Source organism: Treponema sp. OMZ 838 (assembly GCF_000775995.1).
Taxonomy (GTDB): Bacteria; Spirochaetota; Spirochaetia; order Treponematales; family Treponemataceae; genus Treponema.
Genome location: NZ_CP009227.1, coordinates 820,108 through 837,295, shown reverse-complemented (window position 1 = coordinate 837,295; position 17,188 = coordinate 820,108). Strand labels below are relative to the sequence as shown.

Sequence of the window (17,188 nt, the reverse complement as noted above, 5' to 3'; positions counted from 1 at the left end):
TTGATGCGGTTATTGCCGTTTTATGCTATACTAGACCTGTTCCGAAACGGAAGTTTCCGAACAGGCTTACTGTACCGGAAGGAGTTTTTTATGAAAGTGAATATACACCGGCTTTTGAAGGAAGCGAAGGACGCTGTCCCGCAGGCCGAGTGGATCGGATTACGGCGGGTTACCAACTATTTGACAGGTTTTTCCGCTATCGACGGTAAATTTGACGAGGCGGCCGGCGGCTCCGACGAAGGAGTTATGCTGGAGGTGCTGTACAAGGGAACGTTTAGCTATGCGGCGACTGCCGATTTGAGCAGCCGCGGTATTAAACGTGCAGCGGAGCAGGCTTTTGCGGCGGCACAGGCAGCGCGGCCCTACGGCATCCACCGTTTTGACCAAACGATGCGCCCCGCCGCACAGGTACGCTATGCCACAAAGCGTGAAAAATTAAGCGGGATTCCCGCCGCCGAAACGGTTGAGCTTTTGTGCAGTATCTGCGATGCTGCAAAGGTTTCTTCAAAGATTATTCAGACCGCCGCTTCCTGCGAAACGGGTATCTGTGAAACCGAAATGGTTTCTACCAACGGCGCCGACATACGGCAAACCGTTCGGTTCGGCGGCATCAGCCTGAATGCCGTTGCACGGGAAGGAGATATTATCCAGCAGCGGAGCGCGCACGGACGTTCTGCGCTCACTTATCAGGGCGGACGGGAGCTGTTCAATCCTGTGACGCTGCTTGAAAAGGCTCGTAAGGCAGGCACGGAAGCAGTCGAGCTGTTGACTGCCGAGCCGTGCCCCAACGGCAAGCGGACGCTCGTACTAATGCCCGATCAGATGATGCTGCAAATCCATGAAAGCGTCGGGCACGCGCTGGAAATAGACCGCATCCTCGGCGACGAGCGCAACTATGCGGGCGGCAGTTTTATCACGCCGGAAGATATCGGCAGTTTCCGCTACGGTTCCCCGTTGATGAACGTCGCCTACGATCCGACCATCGCGCAGGAACTGGCAAGCTACGGAGCGGACGATATCGGCAACGCCGCGGTAAAAGAATACCTCATTAAAGACGGCATCTTGATACGGGCGCTCGGCAGCTTGGAAAGTCAAAAACGGTCGGGACTCCGGGGCGTTGCAAACCAACGTGCCTGTTCGTGGAACCGTCCGCCCATCGACCGGATGGCAAACCTCAATCTCGAAGCGGGGACGAGCAGCTTCGATTCCATCATCGCCTCAATCGAAAACGGCATTCTGATGTTCTCCAACCGTTCATGGTCGATCGACGACTATCGCAATAAATTCCAATTCGGCTGCGAGTACGCCAAGCTGATCGAAAACGGCAAACTGACAAAAACCGTGCGCGACCCGAACTACCGCGGCATTTCGCGGTACTTTTGGAACAGCCTCTGCGCAGTCGGCGATGAAAGCACCTTCGAGGTGTTCGGCACACCGAATTGCGGCAAGGGCGAACCGAATCAGGTGATACGGGTAGGACACGCAAGTCCCGTATGCGCATTCAGCGATGTTGAAGTATTTGGAGGCGGAAAATGAGTTGTGATCAAGAAATGATGTGTGAAATGGATTCCGATTTTAAATGGCATTTTGAGTCTCTTGCAGACTTTTTCTTTGATGAGCTGTTGCCCACGGAACAAGCGTCTCTAAGCTACGATGCGGAAGACACTTACTTCCTACGGATGAATCACGCCAAGGTGCGGCAAAACGGTTTTGTGAAGCAGGCGGCAATTTCGGTTACCCTCTATAAAAACAAGAAAACCTATCGCTTTGCTCAGGGGTTGAGCGGCCGGCTTGAACAAGATAAGGAAACACTTGCCGCAGCGTTGGAGAATGCACGCAGTATTATCGCGCAGCTTCCCGAAGATCCCTATCAGTCTATTCCTACTGCAAGCGACGATTCCGAAACAATCTATGACGGTGCGCTGCTTCCGCAAGAGATAATAGAAAAGACGCTGCTTGAGCCTGTGTCGGATTTGGATTTTGCCGGGCTTTTTTCGCAAGGGATGATATGCCGCGGAGCTGCCAATACGGCCGGCGCACGGCACTGGTTCCAAACAAAGACCTTTACGCTCGACTATTCGATTTGGCTGAAAAACGGACGCGCGGTAAAAGGCTTATACGCAGGGCGCGACTGGCAGCAGGCAGAATACGAAAAACGCATCGCCGATGCGCGGCAGAGTTTGCAGGTGCTTGCGCTTGAACCGAAAAAAATCGAGCCGGGTAAATACCGCGTTTTTATCGCTGCGGATGCGTTGGTGGATGTCGTAGAGTTTTTCTCGTGGAACGGCTTTGGAGAGCGGGGAATGCAGCAAGGCGAAAGCGCCTATCTTGCATTAAAAGAAGGGCGGGAACATTTTGCCGATTCCTTCAATTTGACGCAAGATTTTTCCATCGGTGTAGAACCGTCGTTTAATAGCGAAGGAGAATCCGCTCCCGAAAAATTGACCGTTATCGAAAAAGGAAAGCTCATTCATACCATTGTGAGTTCCCGCTCGGAAAAACAGTACGGTACAAAGGCAAACGGCGCCGATTCAAGTGAAGGATTCCGTTCCGCAGCTATCGGAGCAGGGACACTTGCCGAAGCGGATGCCCTCAAAGAACTGGGAACCGGTATCTATATTTCGAACTTCCACTACCTTAACTGGAGCGATCCGGCAACTGCCCGCGTAACGGGAATGACCCGCTTTGCCTGCCTCTGGGTGGAAAATGGAAAAGTTACAGCCCCCATTGCAGATATGCGCTGGGATGAATCGCTGTACAATATGTTCGGCGCGAATCTCCTTGCGCTCACCAAAGAACGGAAACTCTTTGTAGAAACAAGCACCTACGAAGAGCGCGCAGTAGGCGGCTGTCTCTTGCCCGGTATCTTGGTCAAGGATTTTAACTGCACGCTGTAGAAGTTGCCGTTTTTGTGAGCATTTTTTCGTGCATAAAGATCATCACAATTAAAATCACCGCCAAATAGAGCGGCATCAATGCGACACCGATATGATTTGCAACCAACCCGAAGATCGGCGGCATCAGACAGGTTCCGGCATACGCGGACGCCATCTGGACCCCGATCATCGCTTGAGACTTATCTTTTCCGAATTGTGCAGGTGTCGCATGGATAATCGAAGGATAAATCGGTGCACACCCCAAGCCGATAAGCCCTAAACCGAGCAGGGGCAGTACCGTTGTTTTTCCGAACGAAAGGAACAGCAGCACAACACCTGCCCCGATGCCGCTTTGTCCAAGCCGAATCATCTGCATATCGGTTAATTTGAAGGTTAAAAATCCACTCAAAAATCTCCCCGCAGTAATACCGATAAAAAAGAGGCTGGCGAGTCCTGCGGCTTCTTTTTCCGGAAGCCCTCGGTGTAAAACCAGATAGCTGCTTGTCCATAAATTTGCGGTTTGCTCTACAGCACAATAACAGAAAAAGGTAAGCATAATTTCTTTTGCACCGGAAATGGCAATCACCTGTTTGAGGGGGAGCGGCGGCGCTTTTACATCCTCATCCGTAGTACCGTCTGTTTTCGGTTGCTTATTCCAAAGCGGCAGACTCACCAGTAGTACGGCGGTTAAGCAGGTTTGCAGCACCGCAATATATCGATAGCCCATATTCCACGGCTGACCGCCGGTCAGAACACCGCCCATAATGTACGGACCTATTGAGGCGCCTATCCCCCACATACAGTGCAGCCAGCTCATGTGCCTGCTGGCATAATGCACTGCTACATAATTGTTGAGGGATGCATCAACACTTCCGGCACCGAGTCCGTATGGTATCGCCCACAGGCACAGTGCACTATAGGAATGGCTGACCGAAAAACCGAAGAGTGCCGCTGCTGTTATCAAAACACTGAATGCCGTTACTTTTCCGGCACCGAAAATCTTTGTCAACCGGTCGCTTTGGAGGCTGGAAACAATAGTTCCGCCTGCAATAATCATAAAAATAGCACCGGAATAGGACACAGGGACAGAAAGCTCCCGATACATCGCCGGCCATGCGGAACCTAACAGAGCATCCGGCAGTCCAAGACTGATAAACGCTGCGTAAATGATTGCGAGCAATATATGTATCATAATTTTTTCAGTATACTGCCTTGATTACTTCTTCCGCAATATCAGTATCGAACACGGAGGCATTTGCAGCCCTTTTAACGTATCGGAATGATAGACTCTTCCATCCGTCAGGCTCTCATACTCACCCGTCGGGATGGTATGCAGCGAAACAAAGCCCTGAGCAAAATCGGAATTGGCGATAATCAATAGTTGTTCTTCGTTGCACTCACGCCAAAAGCCGAATTGCCGGTTTGCAACAAACTCCTGCCGGTACGAACCGCGCTGTAAGGCGGGATGCTGTCCGCGTATCTTTGCAAATGTTGTAATCGAGGTGCGGACAAACCCTGCATCAAAACCGGGCGCAGTAAAATCAGGAAGCTCACCGAACGGCGGGAGCGGCGGACGCAGTTCATAATCGCAATTATGGCTCCGAACCCCTCTGATGCCGTATTCACTGCCGTAGTAAATGGATGGAATACCGGGAATGGTAAAAAGCAGTCCGTACAAAAGATGAATATGCTGCTCCGGCTTGTTGAGCGCACTGACCGCGCGGTTTACATCGTGGTTGTCCACAAAATTATACAATGCACTATTCCTATACATCCCTCGTTCGCTATTGTATTCCCTGTCCAAATTATACGAAAGCTCATACATATTCTGATCATTCAAACACGACCAGAGCGCTTTATACATTTGATAATTTGTTACCGAATCAAGCCTGCCGTTCCGCGTCCATTCGGCATAGTCGCCATGCACCACCTCACCCATCAGCCAAAAATCCGGCTTAATACTTTGGCAAAAATCCCCCAGTGCATCAAGAAAGTTTTTACTTAACACATCCGCTGCATCAAGCCTGAGTCCGTCGATACCGAATTCCTCAATCCACATTTTTACCGCACCGAAAAGATGCTCCCGCACTGCGCCGCTATCGCCATTCAGCTTGACCAAATCCTTACAGCCAGCCCAGCCTTCATACTCAAAGCAATCCCCCTGCGCACTCCGCCGAGAAAAATCAAGATTGACATACCAATCCTTATAAGCGCTGCCGTATCCATACCGCTGAATATCCTTAAACGCAAAAAAATCCCGCCCCGTATGATTAAACACCGCATCCAGTACCACCGCAAAGCCCTTCTCATGGCACAGCCGGCAAAACTCCTTAAACCGCTCATTATTCCCCAACCGGCGCTCCACATGATAATAATTCACCGTATCATACCCATGCGCCGTTGACTCAAACACCGGTCCAATCAGCAGCGCATTACACCCCAACGCCCGAATCTCATCCAACCGCCCCGCCAGTTTCTCAAAAAAATCCCCCGCCGGACACGCAAAGTCATTCCGCTTAGCACAATTCCCCATCCCCAGCGCATAAATATGATAAAAAACCTTATCTGAAAAAACTTGAGACATATACACCTCCGTCATTTGTTTTGTTTTTTTAGTTTTGGGCGGCTTTTTGCTTCCAGCAAAAACCAGGCTTTTCGGGGTTCCGCCTCTCGGCTCCATTCCTCCGGAACGGCTTCGCCGCCCCTACAATCCTTTCCGTAAGCCTTTTGAAAAGAGACGGTACAGATGCTAGGAGCCTAGCCGAAATAAAGCGGAGACGTACTTGTTGTACGTTGAGCATTTATTTCGGCGTAGCGACAACGCAGATGTGCCGTATATTTTCAAAAGGTTAAGCGACGCCGTAGGCAAAGGTATGCACAATCCGATAAATCGTTTGATCATCTCTAGGCAGTTTGTTCTGTACACACAGCAGAGCTACCGAAATGACATTATTGTGGAACAAGATTGAGTACAGCTCCTCTTTCCCGCGCATATTGCCGAACTCGTTTGCGGATTTTATAAAAAATTCTGCAAACACCGAATCAAAACGCTTTTTTAACGGCGCGTAGACAGCCTCGGTTTCCGCATTGCCGGGTGCATTTAAGAGTACGCTGTGCAGATTAAAAAAGTCCGGATTTTCAACTGCAAAATCGATTACTGCGGTCAGAATGCGTGTCAGACTTTTAAGAAAATCGTGCTCGTACACCGCCGCATCATTCAAACGCTGCAATAGCTCCGCGCCCTTGGAATCCGCTATTGCCTGCAAGAGCCCCTGTTTGCTTTTGAAAAAGTAGTACAGGGTCGGTTTTGTAATACCGGCGTTATCACAAATTTCCTGTACTCCAACTCCCTCATATCCTTTTTGCGAAAAAAGACGAATGGCTGTGTTGAGAATTTCATCTCTGCTGTTATCGTTTGTTGTACTATTCATATTATATACCGACTGGTACATAATATACCAAACGGTATATGGATTGTCAATACCTAACGGAAAGTCTATCCCCTATTCTGCAGGATTGTTAAAAAATGGTCTGATGCGTTTACCCTGTTGCGTTAACACGGTTTTTGTCTTAAAGTATTCTGCAGACAAGAAATTTATCATAATAGGATTTTTTTATGAATAAAATAAAAATCAGTATTGTATGCATTGCCCTTACCGCATTGCTTCTGTTTACCGCCAGCAGCTGCTTTATCGTAGTTAATGGTCGTGTCCGTGGAAATGGAACGTTGAAAACGGAAAGCTTTTCTCGAAGTAATTTTGATTCCGTTTCCATCAGTGGCGATTGGACGGTCGATATACGACAGAGTGAAACTTTTTCCGTTACCATTGATGCTGATGAAAATCTCTTCAACTATTTATATGTAGATGTTTCTAATAATATCTTGCATATCGGCTTTCAGCACGGATATGTTATCGGGTGCTCGAACTGCAAAGCTATTATTACCATGCCGGTCTTAATACAATTAACAGCCTCCGGTTCGCTTACCGGTACCGTTTCATCATTCAATATGCCTGGACGTACGATGTCGGTAGTTGTTTCCGGATCCGGTGATGTTGTTGCACGCGATATTACCGTAAAAAAATTAAAGCTGAACATATCCGGTTCGGGTTCTTTTGGAGCAACAGGGAAAGCTCAAAGTTTAGAGGGCAGTATTTCCGGTTCCGGCAATATAAAAACTACTCGTCTGGAAACCGAAGATGCCGATATTTCCATTTCCGGCTCCGGTTCTGCAAAAGTATGGGTTACGATGTTTTTACGAGCCGATATCAGCGGTTCAGGTTCGGTCGGTTATAAAGGCAATCCTCTTATGATTGACCGCCGAATATCCGGTTCGGGCAGCATATATCCTCTATAGGGTTCGCAGCAAAAGGGCGAAAAAGAGACTGAAATGAAAACAACTGAGACTCACACACGTTCTTTTTTATGAATGGACAGGGTGTAATCGGTACGGTATAATAAAAAAATGATTGTAAGCAAAATCCCCGGCATTGACGCTATTGCATTCGATATAGACGGCACGCTCTATCCCGCATGGAAGCTGACGTTACGTGCCGTTCCGTTTTTTATCCGTCATATCCGTTTTATGAAAGCTTTTGGAAAAGTCCGCCATATTTTACACGGATACAGTTCATCTGATCCGGATAAAGTGCTGCTGGATTTTTTCAATGTGCAAAATGAACTGTTGGCAACTCATCTTAATATCTCCCCGCAAGAAGTAGGCGATTTTTTAGACAGAGAAATATATAAGGGGTGGAAAAAGAAATTTGTGCGTATTCGTCCGTATCCTTTTGTAAAAGAAGCGATCATACGATTAAAAGAGGCGGGGTTTAAAATCGGTATTCTATCGGATTTTCCGCCCGAACAGAAAGGTTCCGTATGGGACATTCTTCCGCTCTGCGATGTTGCACTGGATTCCGAAGCGCTCGGCGCTCTTAAACCTTCCCGTATTCCTTTTCTTAAACTTGCCGAAGCCTTGAATACGCCGTGCGAACGGATACTGTATGTCGGGAACAGTAAAGCGTATGATGTCGCAGGCGCTTCTTCAGTCGGTATGAAGACCGCTTATATCCAAAATCCGCTTATTTCATTTTTGAGAAAAAAACCGCCGTATGCGGATATTTCCTTTTCAAACTATCGTCAATTCTTAAACTATATGCTATAATATAATAGGTAGGATAATTTTAAAAACCGCTGTTTTTAGATGTGTCCGATCTATTCATTAAAACAGAATTTATTTTAAGTAAGGGTGGAACTTAGAATGTCAATGCAACTTTTGGCCTCCGCGATAACGCTTATGCTTTCTCTGATGCTGATTCTTTTTTTTCGGCAAATGGATAAAAACAGCCGTTCGATAGAAAAAGCAAAAAAATACGGCGACCGTGTTAAAGATGAAATAGAAGGGTTTGTTAAGGAACGGACGCAGAATTTGCGTGATGCGGCGATCGAGCTTGACGCAAAACTTTCACAGGCGATTGCGGCTGTTAACCGGCTCGATTCCATATATAACGATTTTATGAAAAAATCCGATGTGTTGACTGCCCGTTCATCATCCATCGATGCAATAGAAAAAAATGTTGCGGGAGCAGAAGAGACTATTAAAACCGTTATGGATATGGCTGCCCTTGCAGAAAAAAATCTTGCGCGGGTTAGTCAGGAATCAGACTTTGTCGATTCACTTGCAAAAAAAATTACGGATGCACGGAGCGAATTGAGCCATATTTCAAAACTGATGCCCGAAATGCAGGACAGTTTTTATAAGCAGAATCGTGAACATCTACAGATGCTTGAAGAACAGCTTACTGCGGGTTTTAATAATACCATTAGCGCTTTTGAAAACAGGGTTTCTAGCGCAGAGAAAAAAAGTGCGGAATTGCTCGAGGTAACCTCAATCCAATTGAATGACCTGTATAAAAAGGCGTTTACGGAGGCGAGCAAAAAAGCGCAGAACCTGGGTGATGAATCTTTTGCTAAACTACAGAACCAGATGGAACTACAGATGCAGCAGTATAAGGCAGCGCTTGATGATCGTTCTGCAGCGCTTGAAGCGGAGATCACTGCCGGTATGACCGAAAATAAAGCGCTTGCCCAAAAGTTTAAACAGGATTGGCAAGAGGAAGCTGATAAGCTTGAAAGCGCATTGCACTCAAAGTTCAGCGCTACGGAAATTGCATTTACGCAACGTATCACAAATCTTGAAAAAGGATTGGAAAAAACCGAGGCGGATATGCAGAATACGAACCGGCAGCTTGATTCGCGCCTTACCGAGTTTGAAACGGGATTAAATGCCCGCCTCGAAAAGACCGCTGCAAAGGCTGCTCAAAGTATTACCGCGCTTTCTCAGTCGGCAGATACAAAGTTTGCCGAATATAAAAAACAAGCAACCTACTATTACGAAAAATTTGATAAGTCCATTGCCGGTATCGATAAGCTTTCTGCCGAAATGGAAAAGGCACAAGAATCGGTAAAAGACCGGCTTTTGCAGGACTTCGGAAAACATACCTATACCATGCAGGAAAAATACAACGGCTTCGAAAAACATTTTTCCGAACGGGCGAATGCGCTTGCCGGTAGACTTCAGGAGATAACCGAACAGCTGAACGTGCTGCGTGAAGAATCTCAAGCCGCGCTTTCTGAAAAACTGCGTCTCTTTGAAACCGATTTTTCAAGCGAATTGACCCGCCGCAGCGATGCGCTCAGCGGAGATATCCAAAAACTACGGAACGATGTTACCGAACGGCTTGCGCTGATGGGGTCGGAAAGCGAGTCCGCGCGTAAAGATTTGGAAGATGCGTATAAACAGGATTTAAAAGCACGGCTTGCGCAGACGGCAGAGGAATACAAGGGACACTTTGCCAAATTCAAAGAAGATATTGCCGCAATCGAAGAGGGAATTGCCAAGCGTATTACGGCAAGCGATGAAGCGCTGCTCGCCTATAACACTCAGTTTAAAAATATGATGGATCAGACAAAGGAAAAAGCTCAAACATATATGCGCAATGAGCTTTCCGGTCTCAAGCTTGAACTGCAGGAATCGATGCGGCAGCAGAGTGTTGAAGTTGAAAATGCTACAAAAGAGGTAAAGAATTGGCTTGATACGGTTAAGCAAGAATCAGGCGGACAGCTTGATGCGGCTAAAACCGATTTTGAAACATGGAAGGCTCGCATCGACCAACAGTTGGCAGAGATGCGGGCTACGGTAGACGAAAAGGTTGCGAATTTTACCGCATCGACGGAACGGGCTATCGAAGGCATCGGCTCAAAATACACCTCGTACTATAAAGATTTCAGCGTGAAAAGCGATGAAGCGCTTAAACTGATGCAGCAGAGAATCAATGATCTTAATGCAAAGGTGCAGAGTGCCGAAGAAGAATTTTCTGCACAGGTGCGCAGCGTTACCGAAGCCTTTACGCGTGATGCCGAACAGGTTACGAACGAGCTGGATAAACGGATCAACAACGCGACGGGGGAAGCAAATCATTCGCTTGACAACATACGGGAGCTGGTACACGGTCTTCGCAGCGAAGTGGAAGAAACGCAGCATGATTTATTCGAAAAGATACGGCGCGATTCCGATCAGCTGACCGAAACCGTTGAAGAAATCGATAAGCGGCAAAATGCCTTTATTACGCAGACACGCGTGTTTGACCGTGCGGACGAATTGAAGGCCGACTTGGAACAGAATATCGAAAAGCTGAAAGCGGAAGTTACCCGTTTTGAAATCTACCGCAATACAATGGATGACCTGAATTTGAAATACGAAAAGGTAACCCATCTCGAAGAGGAAGCGACACAAAAAATCGCCCGATTTATGGGTGAACGTAAAAACATTGAAATTTTGGAAAATGACTTTGCAAAACTGACGGTGCTTTCCGAATCGATGGATAAAAAACTTGTTGAGCTCGCTTCGGCTGATGATGAATTACAGCGCTATCAGGTGCAAATTCGGCGTATCGAAGAAAGCATTGCCGATGTGAATACCCGCTATGACCGGTTGGAGAAAAAAGGTACTGTGCTCGACCAAACAGTGCAGAGTATTGATGCCGCCTTTGAAGATTTAAAGACGGTTGAAAAAGATATTAAGTCGGTACAGAGTAAGCTCTACACCATTCCGCCGGAATTGCAAGATATTCAAGAAAAGATGGAATATCTTATTTCCAATCAGGAAAAAGCGGAGAAGGCGCGGGAGCAGCTTGATACCATCGATGAATTGCTTGGAGAGCTTGAGGGGCGTATTGAAAAACTGCACAATGCCCGCGAATGGCTTGCCGGCACCGAGACTCGCTTACAAGATATATCGAAAAATTCGGAAAACCAGCTGAAGCTGCTTGCGGATTTGGTTAAAACTGAAAAGCCGGTCAACAAGACGGAAGGCTCAACAGCAGTGGGTACTCGTGAGAATGTGTTGAAGCTCTTTAGAAGCGGATGGACGCAGGACGCTATTGCCAATGCCCTCAATCTATCGCAAGGAGAGGTACAGCTCATCCTAGAGCTTGCTGAGAAATAAGCTGACGCCTAAACGTGATGGTGCGAGAGCGTGTTTACCGCGAAAGAAGACAAGTGCACCACACGGCGGCGGCTGTACCGCTGCCGATAACGCCGACCCCCTCACCGGTTTTTGCTTTGACAAAGATCTGATCGATTTCTACCGATAGAATTTCCGCAATAGACCGGCGGATTGCCTCGCGGTACGGCAGAATTTTCGGCTTTTGGATCGCAATAACGCAATCGGCGTTTTCAAGCTGCCAGCCTGCTGCCCGTACCCGTTCCCACACTGTTTTTAGGAGCATCCGGGAGTCGGCATTCTTCCACTGCGGATCATTCGGCGGGAAAAGCTCGCCGATGTCGCCAAGACAAGCGGCTCCGAGTAGGGAATCCGCAAGAGCATGGAGTAGCACATCTCCGTCTGAATGCCCCGCTTCTCCTTTTTCAAAAGGAATATGAACCCCGCCTAAGATTAATGGCCTGCCTTCTACAAGGGTGTGGAGATCATAACCTAAGCCAATTCGTATCATAGTGTCTTCCTTAAAGGTCTTCTCGATAAGTGATTTTTTTGTTTTCCCGCGATCCGGGGCAGATGTAAACAGTTCCGCAATATCGTGCGTAGATTTCGCTGTCGTCCGTGTAGATGTTGCCGTCATTGCAGGCTTGGCGGTGGGCGTAGAGCAACGGTTCAAAGCGGAAACCTTGCGGTGTTTGTACGGCGGCAAGCCGGTCTCTTTTAAGGTGCCGGATAATCTTTCCTGTTTCGTCTACTTCTTTTTGCGTATCCGTTACGGATATGGCAGGAACTGCCGCTCCGTATTGTTCGGTTGCCGTTAATACCGAAGTAATCACTTCGCTGGAAACCCACGGCCGCGCTCCATCGTGTACCAGTATAAAGGTTATGTTTTTATCTGCAAGCGCTAACAGCCCCTTGTACACCGACTCCTGCCGGCTTGCTCCCCCTTCAACGATATGGAGACTATCTCGATGTGCATCAACAAAAGAGGAAAGCCGTGTATCGGCACTCAACAGCGAATAGGCTGCTTCAACTTTGCCCTGCGGCACGGTTATGACATAACGCCTAAAGCAGCCTGCCGATACAAAAGCGTAAAGACAGGCGGACAGTACCGATGTATGCGTATCGTGATGGAGAGGGAGAAACTCTTTTTTCTCTCCAAAGCGTTGGGAACTTCCGGCAGCTGTAATTAGAACGGCATTATTCGTCGTCATCGAAATCGTCTTCGTCGTCTATATCATTCATACCGTCGTCAAATATATCAGTATCAACTTGATCCTGTTTTTCGACTGGAGCGTTTTTACTTAAAACCTCCAGATATGAATGAATCATCGCTTCAATTTCCGATTTCGGTTTTTGCAGTGCATAGGAAAGTTCATCGTAAAAAATGCGATATGCAGAATCGTATAATTTACGCTCTTGGATAGGAAGTTCTTTTATTTTACTGCGGTGGTAAAGTGAGCGGACGATGGACGCATTGTCTAAAATGCTCCCCGTTTTGAATAAATCGAGGTTCATTTGATACCGCATCTTCCAATCACTGGGAATGGGGTCAAACTTTTCGGATAAAAATGCCAGTGCAGCCTGTGCTTCATCGGCAGAAACGATCGTTCTAATACCTAACTCAGTCGCTTTGAGCGCAGGCACAAGAACCGTCATGTCGGATTCATCAAAGTAAATGACGTAATACGTCAGCATTTCATCTTTGAATTTTTTTTCGCTGATTTCGACGATTTCTCCGACACCTTGACCGGGATATACAACCCGTTCTTTCACTGTAAATGAACATTCAGTCATATGCTGGTGTTATAGCACAAAAAAAGGCTTTGGTCAAAGGACTCTGTAGGGTAAACGCATCAGGCCAGTTTTTCATATCCGCCACGGACGGCGGCGGTGCTAATCAGCAACAAGTTTTTCGTTAGAAAAACTTGACACGAACAGTGTACAAGGAAGTACAATGTTCGTGTTACCCGCAGAAGAATAGAGGCTGTCCGCCCAGAGTTGAACCTCTTCGCGGTTCAAATGGTCGTCCAACCTCTATTCTTCTGCGATTCTTATTTATTTGTCTGATGCGTTTGCCCTTCTTCGCAAAGAAATTGTGCAAAATTTTATTTAAAATTTTGCACAGCAAGGAAGGTAAACGCATCAGATTGTATTTTAATCTATCGGTGATTATTGTCCGATACTTATACTGAGGCTTACTGCTATGAACATAAAACTGAAAATCGGGATATTATCGGGCATACTGGTGTTGCTATTGCTTATCGCAGCCGGAATTTTCCTGCAAATTTCAAAACCGGCTGATACGCTTGAACGTCAGATTGTACAACTGGCAGGTTACGAACGTAATATGCTTTATGTACGCGGTACTGTTTACCGTTACGGTGTTGCCGGTGTACATATCCCTTCTTCTGTCATTGGTGCTTTAAGTAAGTACGAGTCGACGTTAGTTGCCGTGGAGTATACCGCAGAGAAATACACGGAAAAGGATGCTGCATTGCGGAGCAGCCTTTCGAGGTATTTTACTTCTGCTTGCTCAATAAATGCGGAATTTACCACGCTGATTAATGATTATAACCAACTGGGTGCGGCAAAGCCGAAACCGTTTGATGAAAAGAAGTTAGAAACAATTGAAAAACTGATCAGTACTCATGTTAATGAATTTGATGCGGTATCCGGTGCATTAGAGAGCGCCGCCGGCCGGTATCGGAAACAGGCAGCAATTCTTTCGGGGATATTGATTTCGGTAACATGGCTGTTAGGTCTTTTTGTTACATGGGCATTGGTACAAACTATTTATACCATCCTGCTTGCCCGTAATGCAAAAAAGCGGATTGTGCTGAAAGCGGGGCCGAAAACCGGTATTTCCGAGCAAAGATTGCCGACCGATTCGACTGGGATACAAAATAAGGCGGATAGTAAGAGCTTATATACCCGTGAAACGGATGTGGAAATAATCGATGAGGGAGGTGCTTTGAAAACCTACGGATCGCCTGATACTGCATCGCAGCGGCGGCTTGCTTCCGGTGCAGCGTCTTTCCGCTCGCCTCAATCGGAAGGGGCAATGCAACCGGCACGTTTCACGTTCGGCAACCGCGAAGCAGGAGCTTTTGCAGAATCGGAGGGTGCGGCAGCATCGTGGGGAACAAAAAATCGCACTGATATGGAAAGCCGCTTTACTGGCAGTACGCAGTCCGATATAAAGAATAGCGCTTTTGCTGAAAAACAAGCAGCTCTTCTTGAGCGCAATACTCAGCTGGAACAAAATCTTACCGATCTTCAACGCAGCTATGATTCACTGGAAAAGAAGCATACCGATCTGCAAGCAACATATAAAACGATGCAAGTGACAGCAGAGAAAGCGCGCGATGGATATCATCATTCGGCAGCTCAGATGAAAGAAATTCTTTCTTCGGTACAGCAAACCGCTGAAAATCACCGTACTGATTCCGAAACGGCAAAAAAGTTGGTGGAAACATTTAAAACCGGCCATCAGCTGTTCAAAACAACCCATGAGCATCTGCAGTTTATCATCCAAAACGTTTCAAAAATTCAAGAAATGTCTGAAATTATCGAAAGTATTGCAGAACAAACAAAGATGCTCAGTATGAATGCAGCGATTGAAGCTGCGCATGCCGGTGATGCCGGTAAAGGCTTTGCCGTTGTTGCGGAAGAACTGAGCCGGCTTGCGGCTGCCGCATTGGAAAGCTCTCACGATATCGGCGGAACCATAAAACAAGTAGTAACCGTCATTACGGGCATTGGAGCCACCAGTGATGAACTTGACCAATCTTTTGAAAAAATCCACTTGCAAACGGACGCTATTTATACCTCGCTGGTTGACTTTTCATCAATGATTGAAAAAACCGGCGACGATGCAAAAACGGCTTTAATGCACTTTTCTACCTTAGAATAGATGTTTTTGAGATTGTTGAGTCGGGAGAACCTCTGAAAGCTCCGCTCGCTTTTGAGGTTCTTTATAGGGAAGATGTTACAGCTGCATACCGTTCAATAGCGTTTTAAGCACGGTCAGTTCTTCCGTAGTGAGCGTAACCCCTTTTCCCATTTTTTCGTGGTCGGGAGACCAACTGCGGAGGTCGTATTTGGGGCTGCGCCCGTTCCATGCCACCGAGTTTAATTCCATCGTCCATCCGCTTTTTGAAGTAGAAAGAATTCCATGTTTTTGTGTAATTTCATAGCTGAATTCATCTGCCATAATTCCCTCCATATATGTGTTATAGCATAATCTCATCGATAGGGCTAGCGAATTGAAATCGTTTTTGGAAAACTGAAATTATTTTACTTTTTTGTTATAACTGCTTGACATAAATGTAATCTTTTGCTAACATATAATCATACAAGAAGTTCCTTGTAAGGAGGTCGTTATAAGTCAAAGGCGTTCGTAAAAAGTATTGATAAGTGTGAATGATTTATACTCTATTTTTAAACCGCTCCATCTTGCATACTCCTGGAGCGGTTTTTTTATGCAATCAATAGTTTCGGTACAGGCGAGAGGCCGCACCCGGTTCAAACAAACCGTTGTTCAAATTACAGATAATACAGTATGTTTTCAGAAAGACAAATCTCAATTATAATAGTTACCAAAGGAACCTATTAGATGATACTTTATCACGGAAGTCGGGAAATTGTAAAAAGCCCGGAAATTCGCATTCTTCGGTATAGTAAAGACTTTTACTTTGGTTTTTATTGTATGCTTATAAGCGAGCAGGCGAAAAGATGGGCAGTGAGATTCTCCGGAAAAGGAATAGTGAACGAATATGAATATGTTCAGAATTTCTCTCTCAAAATGTTGAACTTTCCGGAGATGACAGAGGCATGGCTTGATTTTATCATTGATTGCCGGAGTGGGAAATCTCATGATTATGACATAGTGGAAGGCCCTATGGCGAACGATACTATCTTCAATTATATTCAGGATTTCATTGATGGTAAAATCTCCCGATCTGCATTTTGGGAACTTGCAAAGTTCAAAAAGCCTACCCATCAGATAAGTTTTCATACAGCGCGAGCATTGGAGACATTGACTTTCAAGACGGCTTACGAGGTGTATGATGAAAAATAATAGTTCGTTATTTTATGTGTGCAGTCTGTTGGAATATATCGGCCGCCTTTGCAAAATTGAGCGGTCAAAACTGGTAAATCAACTTGGGAAAAACAATATAAAAAGACTTTATAAAGATGCAGACACACTTCATTGCGAACCGATTGAAAAAATTGCCGATGAAGTTATATCCATTTATAATATAACATCCGGAGATTTTGATAATATTTTACGGTGCCGTTATGAAGTTCCGGATTATTGGACAATCGGCGCAGTATACGAACGCCTTATTGAAGATATTTGTGCAGAGAACGAATCTATTGATCTTATTGTGGATACATTGGTCTCTGTTTATTCGTCATGGATTGACGGGGCAATTTCAAATTATAACACGGATTTTTTCTATCAATCCCGTGAGTATATTTTTGAATCATGGAAAGAGGGTGCGCCGATGGAATAAGAAAGTTGATATTTTTAAAGTGTGATGATTCTGAATTTTTTTGCTTGACACCGCTTATTTCCCGTGTTACCCTATTAATTACCATGGTAAGGAATTCTGCTATCGTATCAGATATATTTTCTTCACAGCCGTACTTTAATAATTACTGGCTCAATATGTTTGCAGCAGGTGTGTTATCCGTAAAACCAAAGACGGCTCTAATGGGTAGAGTTTCTTCCATAACTACCCCCCCCCCCCCCTACGTCGTAATGGCACAAGTAATAAGCTAAGTCGAAATCTTTTATATTTTT

The 17,188-nt window shown here is 46.1% G+C and carries 15 protein-coding genes; 8 read left to right on the top strand and 7 right to left on the bottom strand.

Annotated elements, in window-relative coordinates:
• The first annotated feature begins 90 nt into the window (after nucleotides 1-90).
• Together QI63_RS03675 and QI63_RS03670 are read left to right on the top strand one after the other, a co-directional pair.
• Nucleotides 91-1,536, top strand: a complete 1,446-nt coding sequence (locus tag QI63_RS03675) for a TldD/PmbA family protein (protein ID WP_044013996.1) — start codon at nucleotides 91-93, stop codon at nucleotides 1,534-1,536.
• Nucleotides 1,533-2,897, top strand: coding sequence for a TldD/PmbA family protein (locus tag QI63_RS03670; RefSeq protein WP_044013994.1), 1,365 nt, complete (start codon nucleotides 1,533-1,535; stop codon nucleotides 2,895-2,897). The genes QI63_RS03675 and QI63_RS03670 overlap by 4 nt, the downstream gene beginning before the upstream one ends.
• Here QI63_RS03670 and QI63_RS03665 read toward each other — a convergent pair.
• The 3 genes from QI63_RS03665 to QI63_RS03655 all read right to left on the bottom strand — a co-directional run bounded on the left by QI63_RS03665 (nucleotide 2,881) and on the right by QI63_RS03655 (nucleotide 6,307).
• The gene (locus QI63_RS03665) at nucleotides 2,881-4,068 is read right to left on the bottom strand and encodes an MFS transporter (RefSeq protein WP_044013992.1); all 1,188 of its coding nucleotides are present in this window, start codon (nucleotides 4,066-4,068) and stop codon (nucleotides 2,881-2,883) included. The two genes, QI63_RS03670 and QI63_RS03665, sit on opposite strands and share 17 nt — an antisense overlap.
• 24 nt (nucleotides 4,069-4,092) lie before the next feature.
• Nucleotides 4,093-5,460 (bottom strand): alpha-amylase family glycosyl hydrolase, encoded by a 1,368-nt coding sequence (locus QI63_RS03660; RefSeq protein WP_044017004.1) that lies wholly within the window; start codon nucleotides 5,458-5,460, stop codon nucleotides 4,093-4,095.
• Between the two features lie 265 nt (nucleotides 5,461-5,725).
• Entirely contained in the window at nucleotides 5,726-6,307 is a 582-nt protein-coding gene (locus QI63_RS03655; protein WP_044013990.1) for a TetR/AcrR family transcriptional regulator, read from the bottom strand.
• A gap of 185 nt (nucleotides 6,308-6,492) precedes the next feature.
• Between QI63_RS03655 and QI63_RS03650 the strand changes: the two genes are divergently transcribed.
• The 3 genes from QI63_RS03650 (at nucleotide 6,493) to QI63_RS03640 (ending at nucleotide 11,382) form a co-directional block, all read left to right on the top strand.
• Nucleotides 6,493-7,233 (top strand): head GIN domain-containing protein, encoded by a 741-nt coding sequence (locus QI63_RS03650; RefSeq protein ID WP_044013987.1) that lies wholly within the window; start codon nucleotides 6,493-6,495, stop codon nucleotides 7,231-7,233.
• A 108-nt stretch (nucleotides 7,234-7,341) separates the two neighbouring features.
• Nucleotides 7,342-8,040 (top strand): HAD family hydrolase, encoded by a 699-nt coding sequence (locus tag QI63_RS03645; RefSeq protein ID WP_044013985.1) that lies wholly within the window; start codon nucleotides 7,342-7,344, stop codon nucleotides 8,038-8,040.
• Between the two features lie 144 nt (nucleotides 8,041-8,184).
• Nucleotides 8,185-11,382, top strand: a complete 3,198-nt coding sequence (locus QI63_RS03640) for a SpiroCoCo family coiled-coil protein (RefSeq protein ID WP_235619768.1) — start codon at nucleotides 8,185-8,187, stop codon at nucleotides 11,380-11,382.
• A 34-nt stretch (nucleotides 11,383-11,416) separates the two neighbouring features.
• On the opposite strand, the gene ispF is transcribed toward QI63_RS03640, so the two are convergent.
• Genes ispF through QI63_RS03625 form a run of 3 tightly spaced genes read right to left on the bottom strand, consistent with a single transcriptional unit; the run spans nucleotide 11,417 to nucleotide 13,173 of the window.
• Nucleotides 11,417-11,890, bottom strand: coding sequence for a 2-C-methyl-D-erythritol 2,4-cyclodiphosphate synthase (gene ispF / locus QI63_RS03635; protein WP_044013981.1), 474 nt, complete (start codon nucleotides 11,888-11,890; stop codon nucleotides 11,417-11,419).
• A 10-nt stretch (nucleotides 11,891-11,900) separates the two neighbouring features.
• Nucleotides 11,901-12,590 (bottom strand): IspD/TarI family cytidylyltransferase, encoded by a 690-nt coding sequence (locus QI63_RS03630; protein ID WP_044013979.1) that lies wholly within the window; start codon nucleotides 12,588-12,590, stop codon nucleotides 11,901-11,903.
• Nucleotides 12,577-13,173, bottom strand: a complete 597-nt coding sequence (locus QI63_RS03625; RefSeq protein ID WP_044013976.1) for a CarD family transcriptional regulator — start codon at nucleotides 13,171-13,173, stop codon at nucleotides 12,577-12,579. The genes QI63_RS03630 and QI63_RS03625 overlap by 14 nt, the downstream gene beginning before the upstream one ends.
• A gap of 409 nt (nucleotides 13,174-13,582) precedes the next feature.
• Between QI63_RS03625 and QI63_RS03620 the strand changes: the two genes are divergently transcribed.
• The gene (locus QI63_RS03620) at nucleotides 13,583-15,292 is read left to right on the top strand and encodes a methyl-accepting chemotaxis protein (RefSeq protein WP_044013974.1); all 1,710 of its coding nucleotides are present in this window, start codon (nucleotides 13,583-13,585) and stop codon (nucleotides 15,290-15,292) included.
• A gap of 75 nt (nucleotides 15,293-15,367) precedes the next feature.
• Here the strand turns inward: QI63_RS03620 and QI63_RS03615 are convergent, their stop codons facing one another.
• Complete coding sequence (locus QI63_RS03615; RefSeq protein WP_044013972.1) at nucleotides 15,368-15,592, bottom strand: YdbC family protein; 225 nt, start codon at nucleotides 15,590-15,592, stop codon at nucleotides 15,368-15,370.
• Nucleotides 15,593-15,994: 402 nt separating this feature from the next.
• Between QI63_RS03615 and QI63_RS03605 the strand changes: the two genes are divergently transcribed.
• Nucleotides 15,995-16,459 (top strand): DUF3990 domain-containing protein, encoded by a 465-nt coding sequence (locus QI63_RS03605; RefSeq protein ID WP_044013968.1) that lies wholly within the window; start codon nucleotides 15,995-15,997, stop codon nucleotides 16,457-16,459.
• The gene (locus QI63_RS03600) at nucleotides 16,446-16,898 is read left to right on the top strand and encodes a hypothetical protein (protein WP_235619767.1); all 453 of its coding nucleotides are present in this window, start codon (nucleotides 16,446-16,448) and stop codon (nucleotides 16,896-16,898) included. Before QI63_RS03605 ends, QI63_RS03600 begins: the two co-directional genes overlap by 14 nt.
• Nucleotides 16,899-17,188 lie beyond the last annotated feature (290 nt).